Here is a 15348-nt window from a genome sequence, read left to right on the forward strand (position 1 = left end):
TGGGCGCCGGGCCCGTCAGCCGGGCAGCTCCGCCTCGATGAGGTCGGCGGCGCGCGGGGTGCCGCCCTCCGCGGCCAGCTCCGCCTTGAGCTCGGCGCAGCGGACGGCCACCGCCGGGTCGTTCACGAGTGAGAGCACGGCCTCGCGCAGCCGCTCGGCCGTGGCCTCCTCGTTGGGTACGTGCCGGGCGACGCCCAGCCCTTCGAGCACCGCCGCGTTGCCGAACTGGTCGACGGCCTGCGGCACGGCCACCATCGGGACCCCGCAGGCGAGCCCCTCCTTCGAGCCGCCCGCTCCGGCGTGGGTGATGAACGCGTCGGCCTGGCCGAGGACGGCGACCTGCGGCACCCAGTGGTGCACCTCGATGTTGGCGGGCAGCGCCGTGCCCTCGGGGACGATCTCCTCGGCGCCGACGTGCTTGCCGATCTGGAGGACGACGTGCCAACCGGGCAGGTCCCCGAACGCCTTGACGCACTCGCGGTAGAAGTCCGGCAGTTTGGTGAACGTGGAGCCGAGGGAGATCAGCAGCACCTTGCCGTCCGGGCCGAGTCCGGCGGGCCGCTGCCAGTCGCCCTGGTGGCCGCCGTCGCTCTGGCAGGAGCCGACGAAGGTGGTGCGCCGCTCGTCGACCCGGTCGGCGTGGGGCTGGAGGGCGCGCGGGATGAGGGCGATGATCCGGTCGGGCCGGCCGATGAAGAGGTCGGGGTCGATGGTCATCCCCTGCTCGGCGAGCCAGTCGCGGAAGAGCTGGTCGTAGGCCGCGCCGCGCGGGGTCTCCTTCATCGCCCGGAAGGGCTCGGAGACGGGCTCCTCGTCGTACCCCTCCCAGGCGACCAGGTTCGGGGAGAGCTGCACGACGGGGACGCCCCAGCGGTGCGCGAGCACCCTGCCCGGATAGGCGGTGATGTCGTACAGGACCAGGTCGGGTCGGTCGTTCTCGTAGGCGGCGGCGAGCTGCGGCAGCGCCTGGATCGCGTCGTTCAGGAAGATCTCGACGTGGTCGATCAGCTCGCTCCCCCACGCCTCGGGCTGTTCCTCCGTGGGCAGCGTCGAACCGTAGATCACGGGCTCCGCGCCGACGCTCGCGACCAGGTCGGCGAGGGGCTCGGGGATGGCATAGGTGACGCGGTGGCCGCGGGCCACGAGCTCGCGGATGACGTCCAGGCTCGGCCGGACATGGCCGTGGGCGGCGATGCTGAACATGGCGATATGGGAGCGCTGTGGCGTTGGCATGGGCGGCACGCTATGCGAGACGAGACGTATCGTGCAATCTTATTTCCGGGCGCACGCGCTACGGGCGCACGCACTACGGGCAGGCGCGCTACGGGCAGGCGTGTTACGGGCGCACGCGCTCCGGGCTCACGCCGTCGGCGCGCGGGCTCCCCCGCCCCGGCCGCACCGTCACCGCTGGTACCGCGCCAGCACCAGGTTCCCGTCCTTCACCAGCCGCCGGCGCAGCTCCCCCATCCCGATCGCGCCGCTGTAGTACTCCTGGAACGCGGGCGTGGCGATCTTGTCCTTCCACTCCGGATAGCCGCGCACCGAACGGGCCGGCGCCGGGCGCAGATCGGCGGCGAGCGCCGCGCCCGTGGACCAGCCGTGCCGCGCGCCGCGCAGCTCCGGGGCGGCGAGCGCCTTGGCGCCCGTAGGCAGCATCCAGTCGCCCTTCGCGAGCCGCACCATGTTCGCCGGCCGCAGCAGGAAGTCGATGAACCGCGCCGCCTCCTTCTTGTGCGGGCTGTCCTCGGCCACGGACAGGGTCTGCGGGCTCACGCCCTGGCTCCGCTCGCCGCCGGGTCCGGCGGGCGCGGGCAGCACGGTCCAGTCGAAGCCCTCGGGCGCCTGCTGGACGATCTGCTGGCGGTAGGAGAAGCCGAGCGGCACCATCGCGTACTTGCCGCCGAAGAAGCCCGGGAGCGTGTCGGCGCCGCCCATGGAGAGCGTCGTACGGGCGGCCGAGCGGTCCCGTACCACCTGGTCGCGGATGGTGCGCGGCACCCGCTGATCGGCGCCGTCGAAGCGGACGGCGACCTTTCCGTCGGCGCCCCGGTGGAAGACCTGGCCGCCGGTGGACAGCGACAGGTTGAGCGTCGCGGAGACCGGGTCTTTCAGCGGCCAGGCGACGCCGTACGTGCCGTCGCGCGTCATCCTCCTGGCGGCCTCCTCGAACTCCGGCCAGCTCCAAGGATGTTCGGCGTCGGGGACGCGGACGCCCGCCTTCCTGAGCAGCGCGCGATTCGCCATGATCACGCGGGGCTCCTGGAGGAACGGCACTCCGTAGACGCCCTTCCCGAACGTCGCGGTCTGCCAACTCCGCCGCGGGATATCGGATTTCAGGCGCGCGGGCAGCAGGCGGGTGAGATCGGCGAGGTAGCCGCCGTACGCGAAGTCGGCGAGGTCGTCGGAGGCGTCGTGGATGATGTCCGGCGCCTCGCCGCCCTCGAAGGCGGTGAGCAGCTGGTCGTGGACGCTCTCCCAGCTCCCCTGTACGTACTCGACCCGGACGTCGGGGTGGGCCGCGTTCCACTCCCGCACCAGGCGCTTGTTGACCTCCACCGACTCGTCCTGCCAGGCGAGCGACTGGTAGCGCAGGGTGATCCGGCCGTCGTCGCGGTCCGTTCCGGAGGCGCAGCCGGCCGCGAGGAGGACGAGCACGCCGATGAGGACGGCGAGTGCGGCGGGTGGGCGCGTCCGCATCAGTTCTTCACCGCCCCGGCCAGCATCCCGCCGGTGATCCGCCGCTGCACGAACGCGAAGAGGACGAGCGAGGGGAGGGTGGCGAGCAGCGCGGCGGCGGCCAGCGGGCCGAGGTCGGCCACCCCCTCCGCGCCGATGAAGTGGGTCAGCACGACGGGCATGGTCTGCCTCTCCGGAGATTTGAGCAGGACCAGCGCGAAGAAGAACTCGTTCCAGGAGGTGATGAAGGCAAAGAGGACGGTGGCGACGATGCCCGGGGCGAGCAGCGGCGCGGTGACGGAGACCAGGGTGCGCAGCCGCCCCGCGCCGTCCACGGCCGCCGCCTCCTCCAGTTCGCGCGGTACGGCCCGTACGTACCCGGTGAGCATCCACAGCGCGAACGGCAGCGCCCACACGACGTACACCATGACCAGCCCCGGCAGGGTGTCGACCAGGCGCAGGTTCTTCAGGATCAGGAAGAGCGGGATGATCACGAGGACGACGGGGAACGCCTGGCTGACGACCACCCAGCCGGTCGCCGCCCGCGTCAGCCGGGAGCGGCGGCGGGCCAGCGCGTAGGCCATGGGGGTGGCGACGACCGTCGCGATCAGGGCCGCCGAGGCGGCGGCGGTCAGGCTGTTGAGGGCGGCGCGCAGCAGGGGCTGCTCGTCGAACGCCTGCCGGAAGTTGTCGAGGGTGGGGTGGTCGGGGATCCAGCCGGGGTGGAGGGAGGCCAGCTCGCGCGCGGGCTTGAAGGCCGTGGAGAGCAGCCAGGCGAGGGGGAAGGCGAGAAAGCCGAGGTAGCACAGGAGGGCGAGGTACTGGCCGGCGCGGGCCGTGGCGCGCCGGGCGGAGCGGCCGCCGCTCACTGGTCGTCCCCGTTCAGCCGGCCGGCCAGGTAGACGGCGAGGAGCACGGCGACGACGGCGACCATGACGCAGCCCATCGCGGCCGCGTACCCGAACTGGCCGTAGCGGAAGGCTTCTTCATAGGCGAAGAGCATGGGCAGCCGGGTGTGGCCGCCGGGGCCGCCGTTGGTCAGGACGTAGACGAGGGCGAAGGAGTTGAAGTTCCAGATGAAGTTGAGCGCGCTGATGGCCAGCGCGACGGGTCTGATGGCCGGCCAGGTGACGGCGGCGAACCGCCGCCAGGCCCCGGCGCCGTCCATGGCGGCGGCTTCATGGAGCTCGCCGGGCACGTTCTGGAGCCCGGCGAGGAGCGCCACCGTCGTCTGCGGCATGCCCGCCCAGACGCCGACGAGGACGACGGCGGGCAGCGCGGTGGACAGGCCGCCCAGCCAGTCGACGCCGGTACCCAGCGTCTCGTTGAGAATGCCCGCGTCCGGGTGATAGACGAGCCGCCACATGATGCCGACGACGATCTCCGGCATGGCCCAGGGCACGATCGCCAGGGCGCGGGCCGCCCAGCGCAGCCGCAGGTTCTGGCCGAGGAGGAGGGCGAGGCCGAGGGCGAGTACGAACTGGGGGACGGTGACGCCGACCGCCCACACCAGGCCGACCCGGAACGACTCCCAGAAGAGGGTGTCGTGCGGCAGGTCGCGGAAGTTGAGGAGGCCGATCCAGCGGGTGGGCTCCGTGCGGCCCGCCTGGGAGTCGGTGAAGGCGAGCGCGATGCCGTAGAGGAGCGGGCCGACGCTGAGCACGAGGATCGGGATCAGCGCGGGCAGCACCAGGAACCAGCTCCCGGCGGCGCGCGGCCCGGCCGCGGGCTTGACCGGCCGCTGGGGCGCGGTCGCGAGGGTCACGGCAGGGGCTCCTTGGGGTCGGCACGGCGGCGGCTCGTACGGGCGCCCGGTCCGAGGCCCACGTCATCGTGCTGAGGGCGGGTACCGCAGTCAAGGGTTGTGCGGGCGCCAGCGTGGCGTGTCCCCGCCATCCGGTGCCCGCCACCCGGCACGGGGGCGCGTCGGCGGGGAGAGGACAATTGCCGTGATCGACTCAATGGCCTGCGGAGGGTACGGCGTGGCGGACGCAGCGGCATCAGCGGATACAGCGGATTCAGCGGGTACGGCATTCACGGAACAACGGGCGCGCGAGCTCCTCGCGGCGGCGGGGCTGCCGGGGCTCGCCGCCGACGCGGCACTGGTCGCGCTGGGCGAGAACGCGGTCTTCAGCGGGCAGGGTCTGGTGGCCAAGGTGGGGCGCGATCCCGAACTGCTGACGCGCGCCGCGCGCGAGCTGCGGGTGGCCCACTGGCTCGCCGGGTGCGGCGTCCCGGCCGTACGGGCCGCCGAGCCCGAGGTCCGTACGGCCGACGGCCGCCCGGTCACCGTCTGGCACCGGCTCCCCGAGTCCGTACGCCCGGCCGGCCCCGCCGATCTCGCCGGCCTGCTGCGGCTGGTCCACGCGCTGCCGTCGCCCGGCCCGGCCGACGGCGGGGAGCTGCCCCGGCGCGAACTGCTCGGCGGCGTCGAGCGGTGGCTCCGGCTGGCCGGCGACGCGATCGACCCGGCCGACGCGGCGTATCTGCGCGAGCGCCGCGACGGCTTCGCCACCGCGGCCGCCGCCCTGACGCCGCACCTGCCGCAGGGCCCGATCCACGGCGACGCGCTGCCGCGCAACGTCCATGTCGGCCCCGACGGCCCGGTCCTGGTGGACCTGGAGACCTTCTCCGCCGATCTGCGCGAGCACGACCTGGTGGTGATGGCGCTCAGCCGCGACCGCTACGGGCTCGGCCCGGCCGCCTACGACGACTTCGTCGCGGCCTACGGCTGGGACGTGCGCGAGTGGGACGGCTGCGCCGTACTGCGCGGCGCGCGCGAGACCGCCAGCTGCGCCTGGGTCTCCCAGCACGCCCCCGGCAACCCGGCCGCCCTCGTCGAGTTCCGGCGCCGCGTGGCCTCGCTGCGCGAGGGCGACGCCACGGTGCGCTGGCGCCCCTTCTGACGTTCCGGCGGCGCGGCCTCCGGGGCCGCGCGGCGACAGCCGCGGCGCCACAGCCGCGCGCACGAGGCCGTCATGCCGAAACGGCAAGGAATGATGCCGATCTTCGGCGCGTCGACTAAGACTGTCCCCTCACGGAAGCCGAGGGGAAGGAACCCCATGGAGCACGTCGACGCCGCAACGTACTGGGACAAGATGTACGCGGGGCGGCCCGCGCCCGCCGATCCGCGGCCCAACGCCCGCCTCGTCGAGGTGGTTTCCGAACTGCCCCCGGGGGACGCGCTGGACCTCGGATGCGGTGGCGGCGGCGACGCGCTGTGGCTCGCGGACCGGGGCTGGCGGGTCACGGCTCTCGACGTCTCGGCCGTGGCGACCTCCCGGCTCACCGAACTGGCCGGCTCGCGCGGCCTGAGCGAGCGGATCACCGCCGAGCAGCACGACGCGCGCGCCTCGCTGCCGGACCTGCGGCTCGATCTGGTCACCGCCCACTACTTCCACGCCCCCTACGACATGGACCGGACGGCAATCCTCCGCTCCGCCGCCCATCTGCTGCGCCCGGGCGGCCGGCTCCTGGTGGTCGATCACGGGTCGACGGCGCCGTGGTCGTGGAACCAGGACCCGGACGTGCGCTACCCGACCCCCGAAGAGGTCGCGGCGCCGATGCGCCTCTCCCCCGAGCGGTGGACGGTCGAACGCGCGGACTCGCCGCGCCGGATCGCGACCGGCCCCGACGGGAGCACCGCCGAGGTCATCGATCACGTCCTGCTCATCCGCCGGAACGCGTGACATCGCCCCGTCACCATCACCGCCACCGCCGAGCGCCGAGCGCCGAGAGCGCCCGGCCGCTCTCACACCGCCGGGTTCTCCCGCCCCGTCGCGGCGGCCGATGCCGTCCGGCGCGTACCGGCCCCCGGGGGCGCCTTCCACAGCGCGATGGTCGACACCGTGAACATCAGCAGATTCCCGATGCTGAGCTGCGCCCCCTGGACCGCGGTCCCCACCGGACCGGGCAGCACCGCGGCGATCAGTCCCCCGAGCGGAAGGAAGATCAGCGGGTTCACCACGCACATCCACCGGGGGAAGGCGGTGGCGCCTCGGAGCACACAGACGGCCATCCATACGGAACCCACCGCCCAGCAGGCCAGCAGCACCGCGTAGGGAATCATCAGCACGTCCGCCATGTCGCCCGGCAGCCCGGTCAGAGCGGCCGACCGCGCGCCGGAGGCGTCGACCGCCTTCGCCGCCTGGCCCCAGTAGTAGAAGGAGCCATGGGCGAAGGGAGCGAGGGCGAAGCCCGCGGTCAGCAGCAGGAACGGCGGCACGGAGAGCAGCCGGCGCGCCGGCCGGAGCCCCTGGTACAGGTGCCAGCACGCGACCAGGTAGAGGGGACCCGTCAGCACGCCGAGCAGCGCTCCCCAGGCCAGTCGCGGTGTGGACGCCGACAGCATCGCGGCCAGTGAGTCCCCGGCCGTTCCGTCGTAGCCGTTCAGCAGGGGATGATCCGCCGCCGACGCCATGGGTTTGCCCAGGAGCAGAATGTCCCCGACGAGCCAGGCGATCGACGCCAGAACGCCCGCGATCCCGGCGAGCCGCACTACTCTCATCCCGCTCCCACCCATCCGCACATCGCCGGCCCTCGGCGCGGTGATCAAAGTATGGTTAGCCTAACCTAACCATACGGGGTGGTACAGGGCCGTTCCGCCGGCCCCGGGGAAGCGCTCAGGGCGCACCCACCCACCGCCGGATCGCGGTGTCGAGCCGCCCCGAGGCGTCCTCGTCGGAGGACACGGCGGCCCACGCGATGACGCCGTCCGGACGTACGAACAGGCTCGGTCGCGATGTGGGCGACGCCTCGGGGGCGGGGTCCGCCACGTAGGCGATCCAAGGCTTCAACTGGCGTACCGCCGCGGCGTAGTCGCCGCCCGGCGACCGGTCGACGACCACGAAACGGCCGTCGTGGGCGTGGTCGGCGAACCGGCTTCCGGACGCGAGCCCGATGTCGCCGGCCACCGATCCGACCGGCGCCGCGGCCTCATCGGCGACGTCATAGTGCTGCGCGATGCCGGCGGTCAGCGCGATCATGCGGTTCATCACCCCCGGCACGTTGAACAGTTCGCCGCCGACGACCCTCCGGAGCCGCGCGGTGTGCTCGTCGCCGCGCATCAGCGCGACCTGCGCCCGCGTCCAGTCCAGGACCCACGCCGCGATCGGGTGGCGTTCGCTCCCGTACGTGTCGAGCAGGCCCGCCGGGGCCCACCCGTTGACGGTCGCGGCGAGTTTCCAGCCGAGGTTGACCGCGTCGCCGAGGCCGAGGTTCAGCCCCTGGCCGCTGAACGGCGCGTGCACGTGCGCGGCGTCGCCCGCGAGCAGCACGCGGCCGTGGCGGTACGAGCGCGCCTGCCGGGTGTTGTCCGACCACCGGGTCGCACGGCCCTGGAGCCCCTTGACGGTCACCTCGGTTCCCGTGACGTCCCGCACGGCGCGCTGGAGTTCCTCGACCGTGACGGGGGCGTTCCGGTCGTCGGGCTGCGGGCCGAAGCGGGCGAGGAGGATGCGGCCCGGGATCGGCCCGTACGCGTAGATGCCGCGCGGGGTCCAGGTCCACCCGCGGCTCAGTTCGCTCGGGTCGTCGAAGTCGGCGATCGCCTGGTAGCCCACCACTTGGGGATCGGTGCCGTCGAATTCGATGCCGGTCTGCTTGCGGATCACGCTCCGGCCGCCGTCGGCCGCGACGACCCACTCGGCGTTCACCTCGCCCTCGCTGGTCTCCACCACGACGTCGGCGTCGTCCGCGAGGCCCCCGCCCGTACCGCGCACCCCGTGCACTTCGACGCCGCGGCGGATCTCGACGCCGAGCCGGGCGCAGTACTCCCCGAGCAGCAGCTCAAGATCGTGCTGCGGCACCAGGAAACCGCCGACCGCCGCGGTGTGCGCGGCCAGTACGGGGTCGCTCTGGTCGACCAGGGCGTCGCGGTACAGCATTCCGGCGAAATGCCCGAGGGCCGGGAACTTGCGGGGCGCCCACTTCCGCCAGTCCGCCTGCCCGCCCCGGCCGGCCGTGTCCGGCCGCTCGTTCGCCGGCCGCTCGTTCGCCGCCCGCTCCTTCGCCGCCCGCTCCTTCGCCGGCCGCTCCGCCTTCCGGCCGGCGAAGGCGTCGACCGACTCCATCAGGCGGCGCTGGACGCCCTCCGCGGCCGGGAGCAGGCCGCGCCGGTCGAGGATCTCGGCGCTGGCGATATTGATCGACCCGGCCTTGATGGTCGGATCGGGCTCCTCCAGCCGCTCCAGGACCGTCACCCGCACTCCCTGGAGTGCCAGCTCGGCGGCGAGGAGGAGGCCGGTTGGTCCGGCTCCGACGACGACCACGGCGGTGCGCTGCATGACAGACCCTCGTTCCTGACTGAGTTGCCCCACTCGAATAACCTTACCGAGTAAGCTTACTCAGTAAGGTTAACCCGGTAAGGTAAAGTTGTCACATGGCGAAGCGAGGGGACCGGGGAGGGGCGCAGACGCGAGCGCGCATCGCCTCGACCGCGACCGAGTTGTTCCTTGAGCGCGGGTTCGACGACGTGACCGTCGCCGACGTCGCCGCGGCCGCGGGCGTGTCCAAGGTGACGGTCTTCGCGCACTTCGACCGCAAAGAAGACCTGCTGCTCGACCGGCTCCCCGGCGCCATCGACATCATGCGGACGGCGATCCGCGAGCGCGCCGACGACGCGACCCCCTTCGAGGCGCTGCGCGAGACCGCGCTCGCGCTCGCCGCACAGCTGCACCCGCTGTCCGGGCTGCTTGAGGGAGCCGAGCCGTTCCTGCGGACCGTGATGGACTCCCCCGCGCTGATCGCACGGTTCCGCGTATTCGAGTACGAGATCGAGAGCGAACTGGCCGCGGCCCTCGACGCCGACACCCGGTTCACCGGCGACAGCGCGCTGACCGCGGCGCTGATCGTCGCCGCGTACCGCACGGTCGCCGTCGAAACGGCGCGGCGGCGGCTCGCCGGAGGAGACCTCGGCGAGATCAGGGCGGCACATCAGGAACGTCTGAAGGCCGCGTTCGAGGTGCTGGCCGACGGCCTGTCCTGACCTGACCTGGTAGGACGTGCCCCGAGGCGGGCAGCCGTGAACCGGGGCCGGGCGTCCGAAGACGTGTCCGGGCGGTGTCCTGGACACGTCTGGCTGTCCTGGACACGTCCCGGACAGCCAGACAGTGGAGCCGCCGCGTCAGGCGTCGTTAGGCTCCGGCCATCGTCGCGAAGCAACACGGCTGCAATGCCGCGACGTTCGCACCTCAGATGCCCCAAGCGTGCGTACTCGACAGCGCTTCCGCACCTTCGTGACGTCCTCAACCCGCTTTCCGAAGGAGGATCATGTCCAAGGTATTGGAATCCATGAGCAACAGGCTTCTGGGCCTGTTCGTTCCCAAGGTGGAAGCATCCGCCTCGGCCTTCGCGTGTCAGTGCTTCAACCAGTGCTGGCAGTGCGCCCGGAGCGCCTGCTGCGTCAACACCTACTGCGGCTCCATCAACTGCTGGCGCAAGTGCCCGAGTTGCTGACGTCGAAGACCTGATCCGAAGAACGGCCGGGTGCACCGGTGGATCGCGACTGACGGCGCGCCTCCGGTTCGCCGCCCATCGGTGCCCCCGGCGCTCTGCACCGCCCGGGCGCGTCGCCGCCTCGGCCCGCTCTGTCGTCCCGTCCGTCCACAGGAGGTGACATCCGGTGCAGTACGCGGAGTTCGGCATTCGCATTCTCATCGGTACGGTGTTTCTGGCCGCCGCCGTCAGCAAAGTGGCCGGCCGGCGGTCATTCGCCGCGTTCATCGCGTCGCTCGGCCAGTTGAACGTCGTGCCCGGTTCGGCGACCCGCGCCGTCGCCGTCGTCGTGGTGGCGACCGAGTGGCTCGTCTGCTTGCTGCTCCTGGCGCCTCGGGCCCGAGGCGCGGACCTGGGGCTCGCACTCGCCGCGGCGCTGCTCACCGTCTTCGCAGCCGCCATCGCCCGCGTCATCGCCCGTGGTACGCGTGAGGTCTGCCGCTGCTTCGGCAGCGGGTCCACGGCGCCGCTCGGCATTCGGCACATCGTGCGCAACCTCATGCTCGCCGCGCTCGCCGCGTTCACAGCGTTCACAGCGAGTGCGACGCCGCTGCATGAGACAGCTCCGGCCCAGCCGGCGGGGCTGGCCGTGGCAGCGATGGCGGGACTGCTCGCCGGCGGCTGTATCGCCGCGCTCGACTCGATCGTCGCGCTGTTCCGTCCCATGAGCCCTGTAAGCCCCAAAGGCCCCACAGCCGCTATGGGCACCCGTAGTTCCACCCGTATCAGGCCCGGTGCGTGACACCGACGGCGGTGCCCACCGCAGCCCGCGCTCGCCCGGGCAAACCGGCCCGCGGCAGCCGGCCCACCGGTCACCCACACCGCATCCGCACCACATCCGCATCAGCCCGCACCACACCCGCAACACACCCGCACCAGAAGGGAGACGCCCGTGCCCGTCCTCATCGCCACCGTCGTCCTAGTCGGTCTGTTGTGCACCCTCGACCTGGTCCTCACCGTCGGCGTCATCAAACGCCTCCGCGAGCACACCGAGTTGCTCTCCGAGCGTGGCCGCGGCCGGCTGTCCCTCGGTCCCGGCGACGAGGTGGGGGAGTTCTCCGCCTCCTCGACAGAAGGCGAACCCGTGCAGGACGCGATGATCGAGAGTGAGACGGTCGTCGCGTTCTTCTCCCCGACCTGTGGCCCGTGCAAGGAAAAGCTGCCGAAGTTCGTCGAGTACGCGCGCGGCGTGCCGCGCGGGCGCGAGCAGGTGCTCGCCGTGATGACGCTCGACAGCCCGGAGGACGCGGAGGCCGCCGCGCCCAGTCTGGCGGCGCTGGCTCCGGTGGCGCGCGTGGTGACCGGGCAGGACGCCGACGCCATCGCGGGCGCCTGCAAGGTGCGGGGCTTCCCGGTGATCCTCAAGATCAACCGGAGCACGGACGGCCGCCTGCTCGTCATGACCGACGAGGTCGACGTGGAGCGCCCGGCCCTCACCTCGTACTGACCGACGCCGGCCCCGCGCTCCCTCGGTCCCTCGGTCCCCGGGAAGGATGAGCATGCCCCCTCCGACGCCTCAAGAGCCGGGCCATGACTCCAGCGACCCCGCCTCCTGCGCTCCACCACGCGAGGCAGCGCATGGCAGACGTCCGGGCGACCGCCGCCGCTACCAGGCTCTCGGCTCGCTGCGGCTGGTCGTGCGGGCGGCGGGCGGCTCCCTCCTGCTCTACGCGGTGCCGGTACTGGCCACCGGGTTCTTCCCGGTCATCACCGCCTGGTCCGTCAAGCTCATCGTCGACCGGCTCGCCACCGGGGCCACCGCACGTGAACTCCTGCTTCCGGCCCTGGTGCTCATGTCCACCGGCATGGCGACCGGAGCCATACCGCATCTCACGCACTATCTGCGGACCGAGATGGACCGCAGAGTCGGGCTGTTCGCGCAGGGGCGGCTGTTCATAGCCGTGGGGCGGTTCGCCGGGCTGGAGCGGTTCGAGAACCCCGACTTTCTGGACCGGCTGCGTCTCGCCCAGCAGACCGTCGTCGCCTCACCGGCCGCCACGCAGGCCGTCGACGGGATTCTCGGAGCCGTACGCTCGCTGTTCACCATCGTCGGATTCCTCGGTTCCTTGCTGGTCATCAGCCCGCCGACCATGGCGCTGGTGCTGCTGGCCGCCGTGCCCACCCTGGTGGCCGAGCTCATGCTCTCCCGTCGGCGCGCCGCCACCGCCTGGGACATAGGGCCGGAGGAGCGGCGCCAGTTCTTCTACATGGGGCTGCTGGCCAACGTCGAGGCGGCAAAGGAGATACGTCTCTTCGGCACCGGCGGCTATCTGCGGGACCGCATGATCAGGAGCAGGCGCGGCGCGGACGCGGCGCGGCGGGCCGTCGACCGCCAGGAGGCCCGCCTGCGCACCGGACTCGGCCTGCTCGCCGCCCTGGTGGCGGGCGCCGGACTGCTCTGGACGGTGCGTGCCGCGGGGGGCGGCGGCCTCACCCCCGGCGACGTGGCCGTCTTCCTGGCAGCCGTGGGCGGGGTTCAGGCGGCCTTGACCACCTTCGCGAGCGACCTCGCGGGGGCGCACCACGCCCACCTGCTCTTCGGCCACTACCAGGCCGTCGTTCACGCCGGGCCGGAGCTTCCCATGGCCGCCGAGCCCCGCGAACTGCCCCCGTTGCGGGACTGCGTCGAACTGCGCGACGTCTGGTTCCGCTACTCGCCCCGCCACCCCTGGGCCCTGCGCGGCGTCACTCTCCGGCTGCCCGCCGGGGCCTCCATCGCCTTGGTGGGGCTCAATGGCTCGGGTAAGTCCACGCTGGTCAAACTGTTGTGCCGGTTCTACGACCCGACCCGCGGCAGCATCCTGTGGGACGGCGTCGATCTGCGCGACGCCGACATAGCCGAGCTGCGCAGCCGCGTCAGCGCCGTGTTCCAGGACTACATGGAGTACGACATGACGGCCGCCGAGAGCATCGCGCAGGGGGACCTCGGCGCGCTCGACGAGCCAGGGCGAATACGGGACGCGGCGAAGAGCGCCGGAGTCCACGAGACGCTGAGCGCGCTGCCTCAGGGATACGACACGCTCCTGTCCCGGATGTTCTTCGCCGAGGAGGACAAGGCGGACCCGGCGACCGGGGTCATGCTGTCCGGCGGTCAGAGCCAGCGCCTGGCCTTGGCCAGGGCGTTCGTACGCGACCGGCGGGACCTCATGATCCTCGACGAGCCGTCGGCGGGGCTCGACGCGGCGGCCGAGCATGAGATCCACAACTCGCTGCGGGCTCACCGGCAGGGCCGGACCAGCCTCCTCATCTCGCACCGGCTGGGCGCCTTGCGCGATGCCGACGTGATCGTCGTCCTGGAGAGGGGACGGGTCGCCGAGGAGGGCACCCACGACGCACTCGTCGCACGCCAAGGACGGTACGCCCGCCTGTACGCGCTCCAGGCGTCCGCCTACCGGGCCGGCACAGATCCGTCCGCCCCTCCTCCTCACCCTCTGGCCCGCGTCAGTACAGGAGACAGCACATGAATCCAGCCGATGGCCCCCGCTCCTCGCCCGCGTCCGTACAGCGCACACGGGCTGAGACGGCCATCGCCCGCGCGCAGGACCAAGCCCGGCGCGCACGGGCCAACCGGATCGCCCTGCACGCGGCCGTCGTCTGCCTCTGGGCGGGCGTGGGAACCCTGGCGGTCGCCGCTGACCGCCCGGCCTGGGCGGCGCTGTGCGGCGTGCCCGCGCTGGCCGTCACCGCCGTACTCGCGGCCGTCCGCGCCGCGGAGACTCGGCTGGTCACGGTGAACGTATCCGGCAGCAGCATGGAACCGGCGTACCACGAAGGGGACCGCGTCCTGGCGCGCCGCCGGGTGGTTCCCGTACGCGGAGCGGTGGTGGTCGTGGAGCGGCCGCCGTATCGGGCGCCCTGGCCGCAGGCCCCCATAGGGCCTGCCGCCCCCACACACGCCATCTACGCGCGGCACTGGTTCATCAAGCGGGTGGCGGCGGTCCCGGGTGATCCCGTTCCCCGTGCGGACGTGCCTGCCCTGGCCGACGCGGCCGGGGCGAGCGTGCCGGAGGGGATGCTCGTGCTGCTCGGCGACAACCAGGACGAGAGCTACGACTCGCGTTCCGTCGGCTACTTCCCCTCGGCACGCGTCCTGGGCACGGTCGAGGAGTCGGGCCGGGCCGCGCTGTCGCCGCCCCGGTCCACGGCGCGGATGAGGAACACCTGACGGCCCTTGCCGGTGCAGGGCTGCATGACGGCTTCCGCGCCCGGTTCCGTGCTGGAACCCACGATGCCCACGCATCCCTGGCCATCGACGTGCAACACGAATCTGCCGAGAGCCAGGTTCCCTGACGGTTCGACTCTGAACAGGCTGCCTGCCGCGCAGTCGTCCATGGGTTCCAGCAGCCCCGCCCCACTGCCGCTGGTCAGTGCCTTCAGGCAGCCCTTGCCGTAGTCGGGGTGGTGCCACTGGAGGCGGTACAGGTCTTTGCCGACCGGCTCCAGCAAGGTGCTCTGTGGGGCGGTCGCGTCGCAGGGCCGTTGCACCGCGACCAAGGGCGTGTACCGCCAGTCCCGTACCCGCCCGTCGGTCAGGCACAGCTTGGGATCGTCCGCGACTTGGATCGTCACCCACCCGCTGGGCGGGGCGTGCCCGGGGCCGGCCGGGTCGCTCGCGCGCGGGGAGGAACCCGTTTCCGCTTGCCGCTCGGGGGACATCTGCAGGGCGGCGACGGCGGTGAGGGCGGCCGCCGCCGCGGCAGCGACGACCGTGGCGAGCCGTCGCCGCCGGTGCCGCAGCCACGTGCGCGGTCCGCCCGCACGCGTCGGCCCGGGCAGCGCGACCGACACGATCGGCATGGCCGGGGTGACCGCCGGAACCGGTTGGGACACCCCGGCGACCCGGTCCCTGGCCTCGGCCCACTCCGCGACGCGGTGTCCTTCCCCACAGGCCCTCACGAAGGCGGCCAGCAGATCAGGCCGCGGTGGCAGGTCCCGATTCAGCATGTGCGAGACGGAGCTGCGCGGCAGGGCGTCCCCGACCGCCGCGGCTCGCTCTTCGAGTTGTCGGTACGACAATCTGGACTGCTTCTTGAGTTGACGCAGCAGCTCCAGGAAGGCCCATAAGTCTTGGGCCTCTCCGGGCTGACAACCTCCCTGAGTCCCCATGCACACGATCGTGGCGTCCGCTCCCCCGACCGACAACCCGCCCGGCTTCCCGATCGCATCCGGGGTGCGTAG

The 15348-nt window shown here is 72.4% G+C and carries 15 protein-coding genes; 8 read left to right on the forward strand and 7 right to left on the reverse strand.

The genetic code is table 11. The features are described from left to right. Positions 1–15: 15 nt before the first annotated feature. The 4 genes from AC07AB_RS26200 to AC07AB_RS26215 form a co-directional block, all read right to left on the reverse strand. Entirely contained in the window at positions 16–1233 is a 1218-nt protein-coding gene (locus AC07AB_RS26200; protein WP_478571298.1) for a macrolide family glycosyltransferase, read from the reverse strand. Between the two features lie 168 nt (positions 1234–1401). Continuing rightward, positions 1402–2697, reverse strand: a complete 1296-nt coding sequence (locus tag AC07AB_RS26205; protein ID WP_478571300.1) for an ABC transporter substrate-binding protein — start codon at positions 2695–2697, stop codon at positions 1402–1404. Beyond that, entirely contained in the window at positions 2697–3545 is an 849-nt protein-coding gene (locus AC07AB_RS26210) for a carbohydrate ABC transporter permease (RefSeq protein WP_478571303.1), read from the reverse strand. The genes AC07AB_RS26205 and AC07AB_RS26210 overlap by 1 nt, the downstream gene beginning before the upstream one ends. Further along, positions 3542–4441, reverse strand: coding sequence for a carbohydrate ABC transporter permease (locus AC07AB_RS26215; protein WP_478571306.1), 900 nt, complete (start codon positions 4439–4441; stop codon positions 3542–3544). The genes AC07AB_RS26210 and AC07AB_RS26215 overlap by 4 nt, the downstream gene beginning before the upstream one ends. 217 nt (positions 4442–4658) lie before the next feature. On the opposite strand from AC07AB_RS26215, the gene AC07AB_RS26220 reads away from it, so the two are divergent. Both AC07AB_RS26220 and AC07AB_RS26225 read left to right on the forward strand, forming a co-directional pair. Next, positions 4659–5582 carry a phosphotransferase enzyme family protein gene (locus AC07AB_RS26220; RefSeq protein ID WP_478571309.1) on the forward strand — a complete coding sequence of 308 codons (924 nt, stop codon included), beginning with the start codon at positions 4659–4661 and terminating at the stop codon, positions 5580–5582. A 156-nt stretch (positions 5583–5738) separates the two neighbouring features. After that, positions 5739–6365, forward strand: coding sequence for an SAM-dependent methyltransferase (locus tag AC07AB_RS26225; RefSeq protein ID WP_478571311.1), 627 nt, complete (start codon positions 5739–5741; stop codon positions 6363–6365). A 62-nt stretch (positions 6366–6427) separates the two neighbouring features. On the opposite strand, the gene AC07AB_RS26230 is transcribed toward AC07AB_RS26225, so the two are convergent. Next, on the reverse strand, positions 6428–7183 hold the full coding sequence (locus AC07AB_RS26230; RefSeq protein WP_478571313.1) for a DUF6796 family protein: 756 nt from the start codon (positions 7181–7183) through the stop codon (positions 6428–6430). A gap of 115 nt (positions 7184–7298) precedes the next feature. After that, complete coding sequence (locus tag AC07AB_RS26235; RefSeq protein WP_478571316.1) at positions 7299–8960, reverse strand: FAD-dependent oxidoreductase; 1662 nt, start codon at positions 8958–8960, stop codon at positions 7299–7301. A gap of 95 nt (positions 8961–9055) precedes the next feature. Here AC07AB_RS26235 and AC07AB_RS26240 point away from each other — a divergent pair, with 95 nt between their 5' ends. The 6 genes from AC07AB_RS26240 to AC07AB_RS26265 all read left to right on the forward strand — a co-directional run bounded on the left by AC07AB_RS26240 (position 9056) and on the right by AC07AB_RS26265 (position 14335). Further along, the gene (locus tag AC07AB_RS26240; protein ID WP_478571319.1) at positions 9056–9661 is read left to right on the forward strand and encodes a TetR/AcrR family transcriptional regulator; all 606 of its coding nucleotides are present in this window, start codon (positions 9056–9058) and stop codon (positions 9659–9661) included. Positions 9662–9966: 305 nt separating this feature from the next. Further along, positions 9967–10131 carry a hypothetical protein gene (locus AC07AB_RS26245; RefSeq protein WP_478571322.1) on the forward strand — a complete coding sequence of 55 codons (165 nt, stop codon included), beginning with the start codon at positions 9967–9969 and terminating at the stop codon, positions 10129–10131. Between the two features lie 166 nt (positions 10132–10297). Continuing rightward, entirely contained in the window at positions 10298–10912 is a 615-nt protein-coding gene (locus AC07AB_RS26250; protein ID WP_478571324.1) for a MauE/DoxX family redox-associated membrane protein, read from the forward strand. A gap of 150 nt (positions 10913–11062) precedes the next feature. Beyond that, entirely contained in the window at positions 11063–11617 is a 555-nt protein-coding gene (locus tag AC07AB_RS26255; protein ID WP_478571327.1) for a TlpA family protein disulfide reductase, read from the forward strand. Positions 11618–11669: 52 nt separating this feature from the next. Then, a complete protein-coding gene (locus AC07AB_RS26260; RefSeq protein ID WP_478571330.1) occupies positions 11670–13634 on the forward strand; it encodes an ABC transporter ATP-binding protein in 1965 nt (654 codons plus the stop codon). Next, positions 13631–14335, forward strand: a complete 705-nt coding sequence (locus AC07AB_RS26265; RefSeq protein ID WP_478571332.1) for a S26 family signal peptidase — start codon at positions 13631–13633, stop codon at positions 14333–14335. The genes AC07AB_RS26260 and AC07AB_RS26265 overlap by 4 nt, the downstream gene beginning before the upstream one ends. On the opposite strand, the gene AC07AB_RS26270 is transcribed toward AC07AB_RS26265, so the two are convergent. Next, positions 14239–15276 (reverse strand): RICIN domain-containing protein, encoded by a 1038-nt coding sequence (locus AC07AB_RS26270; protein ID WP_478571334.1) that lies wholly within the window; start codon positions 15274–15276, stop codon positions 14239–14241. The two genes, AC07AB_RS26265 and AC07AB_RS26270, sit on opposite strands and share 97 nt — an antisense overlap. Between the last annotated feature and the right edge of the window lie 72 nt (positions 15277–15348).

The organism is Streptomyces sp. NPDC044033 (assembly GCF_056434425.1).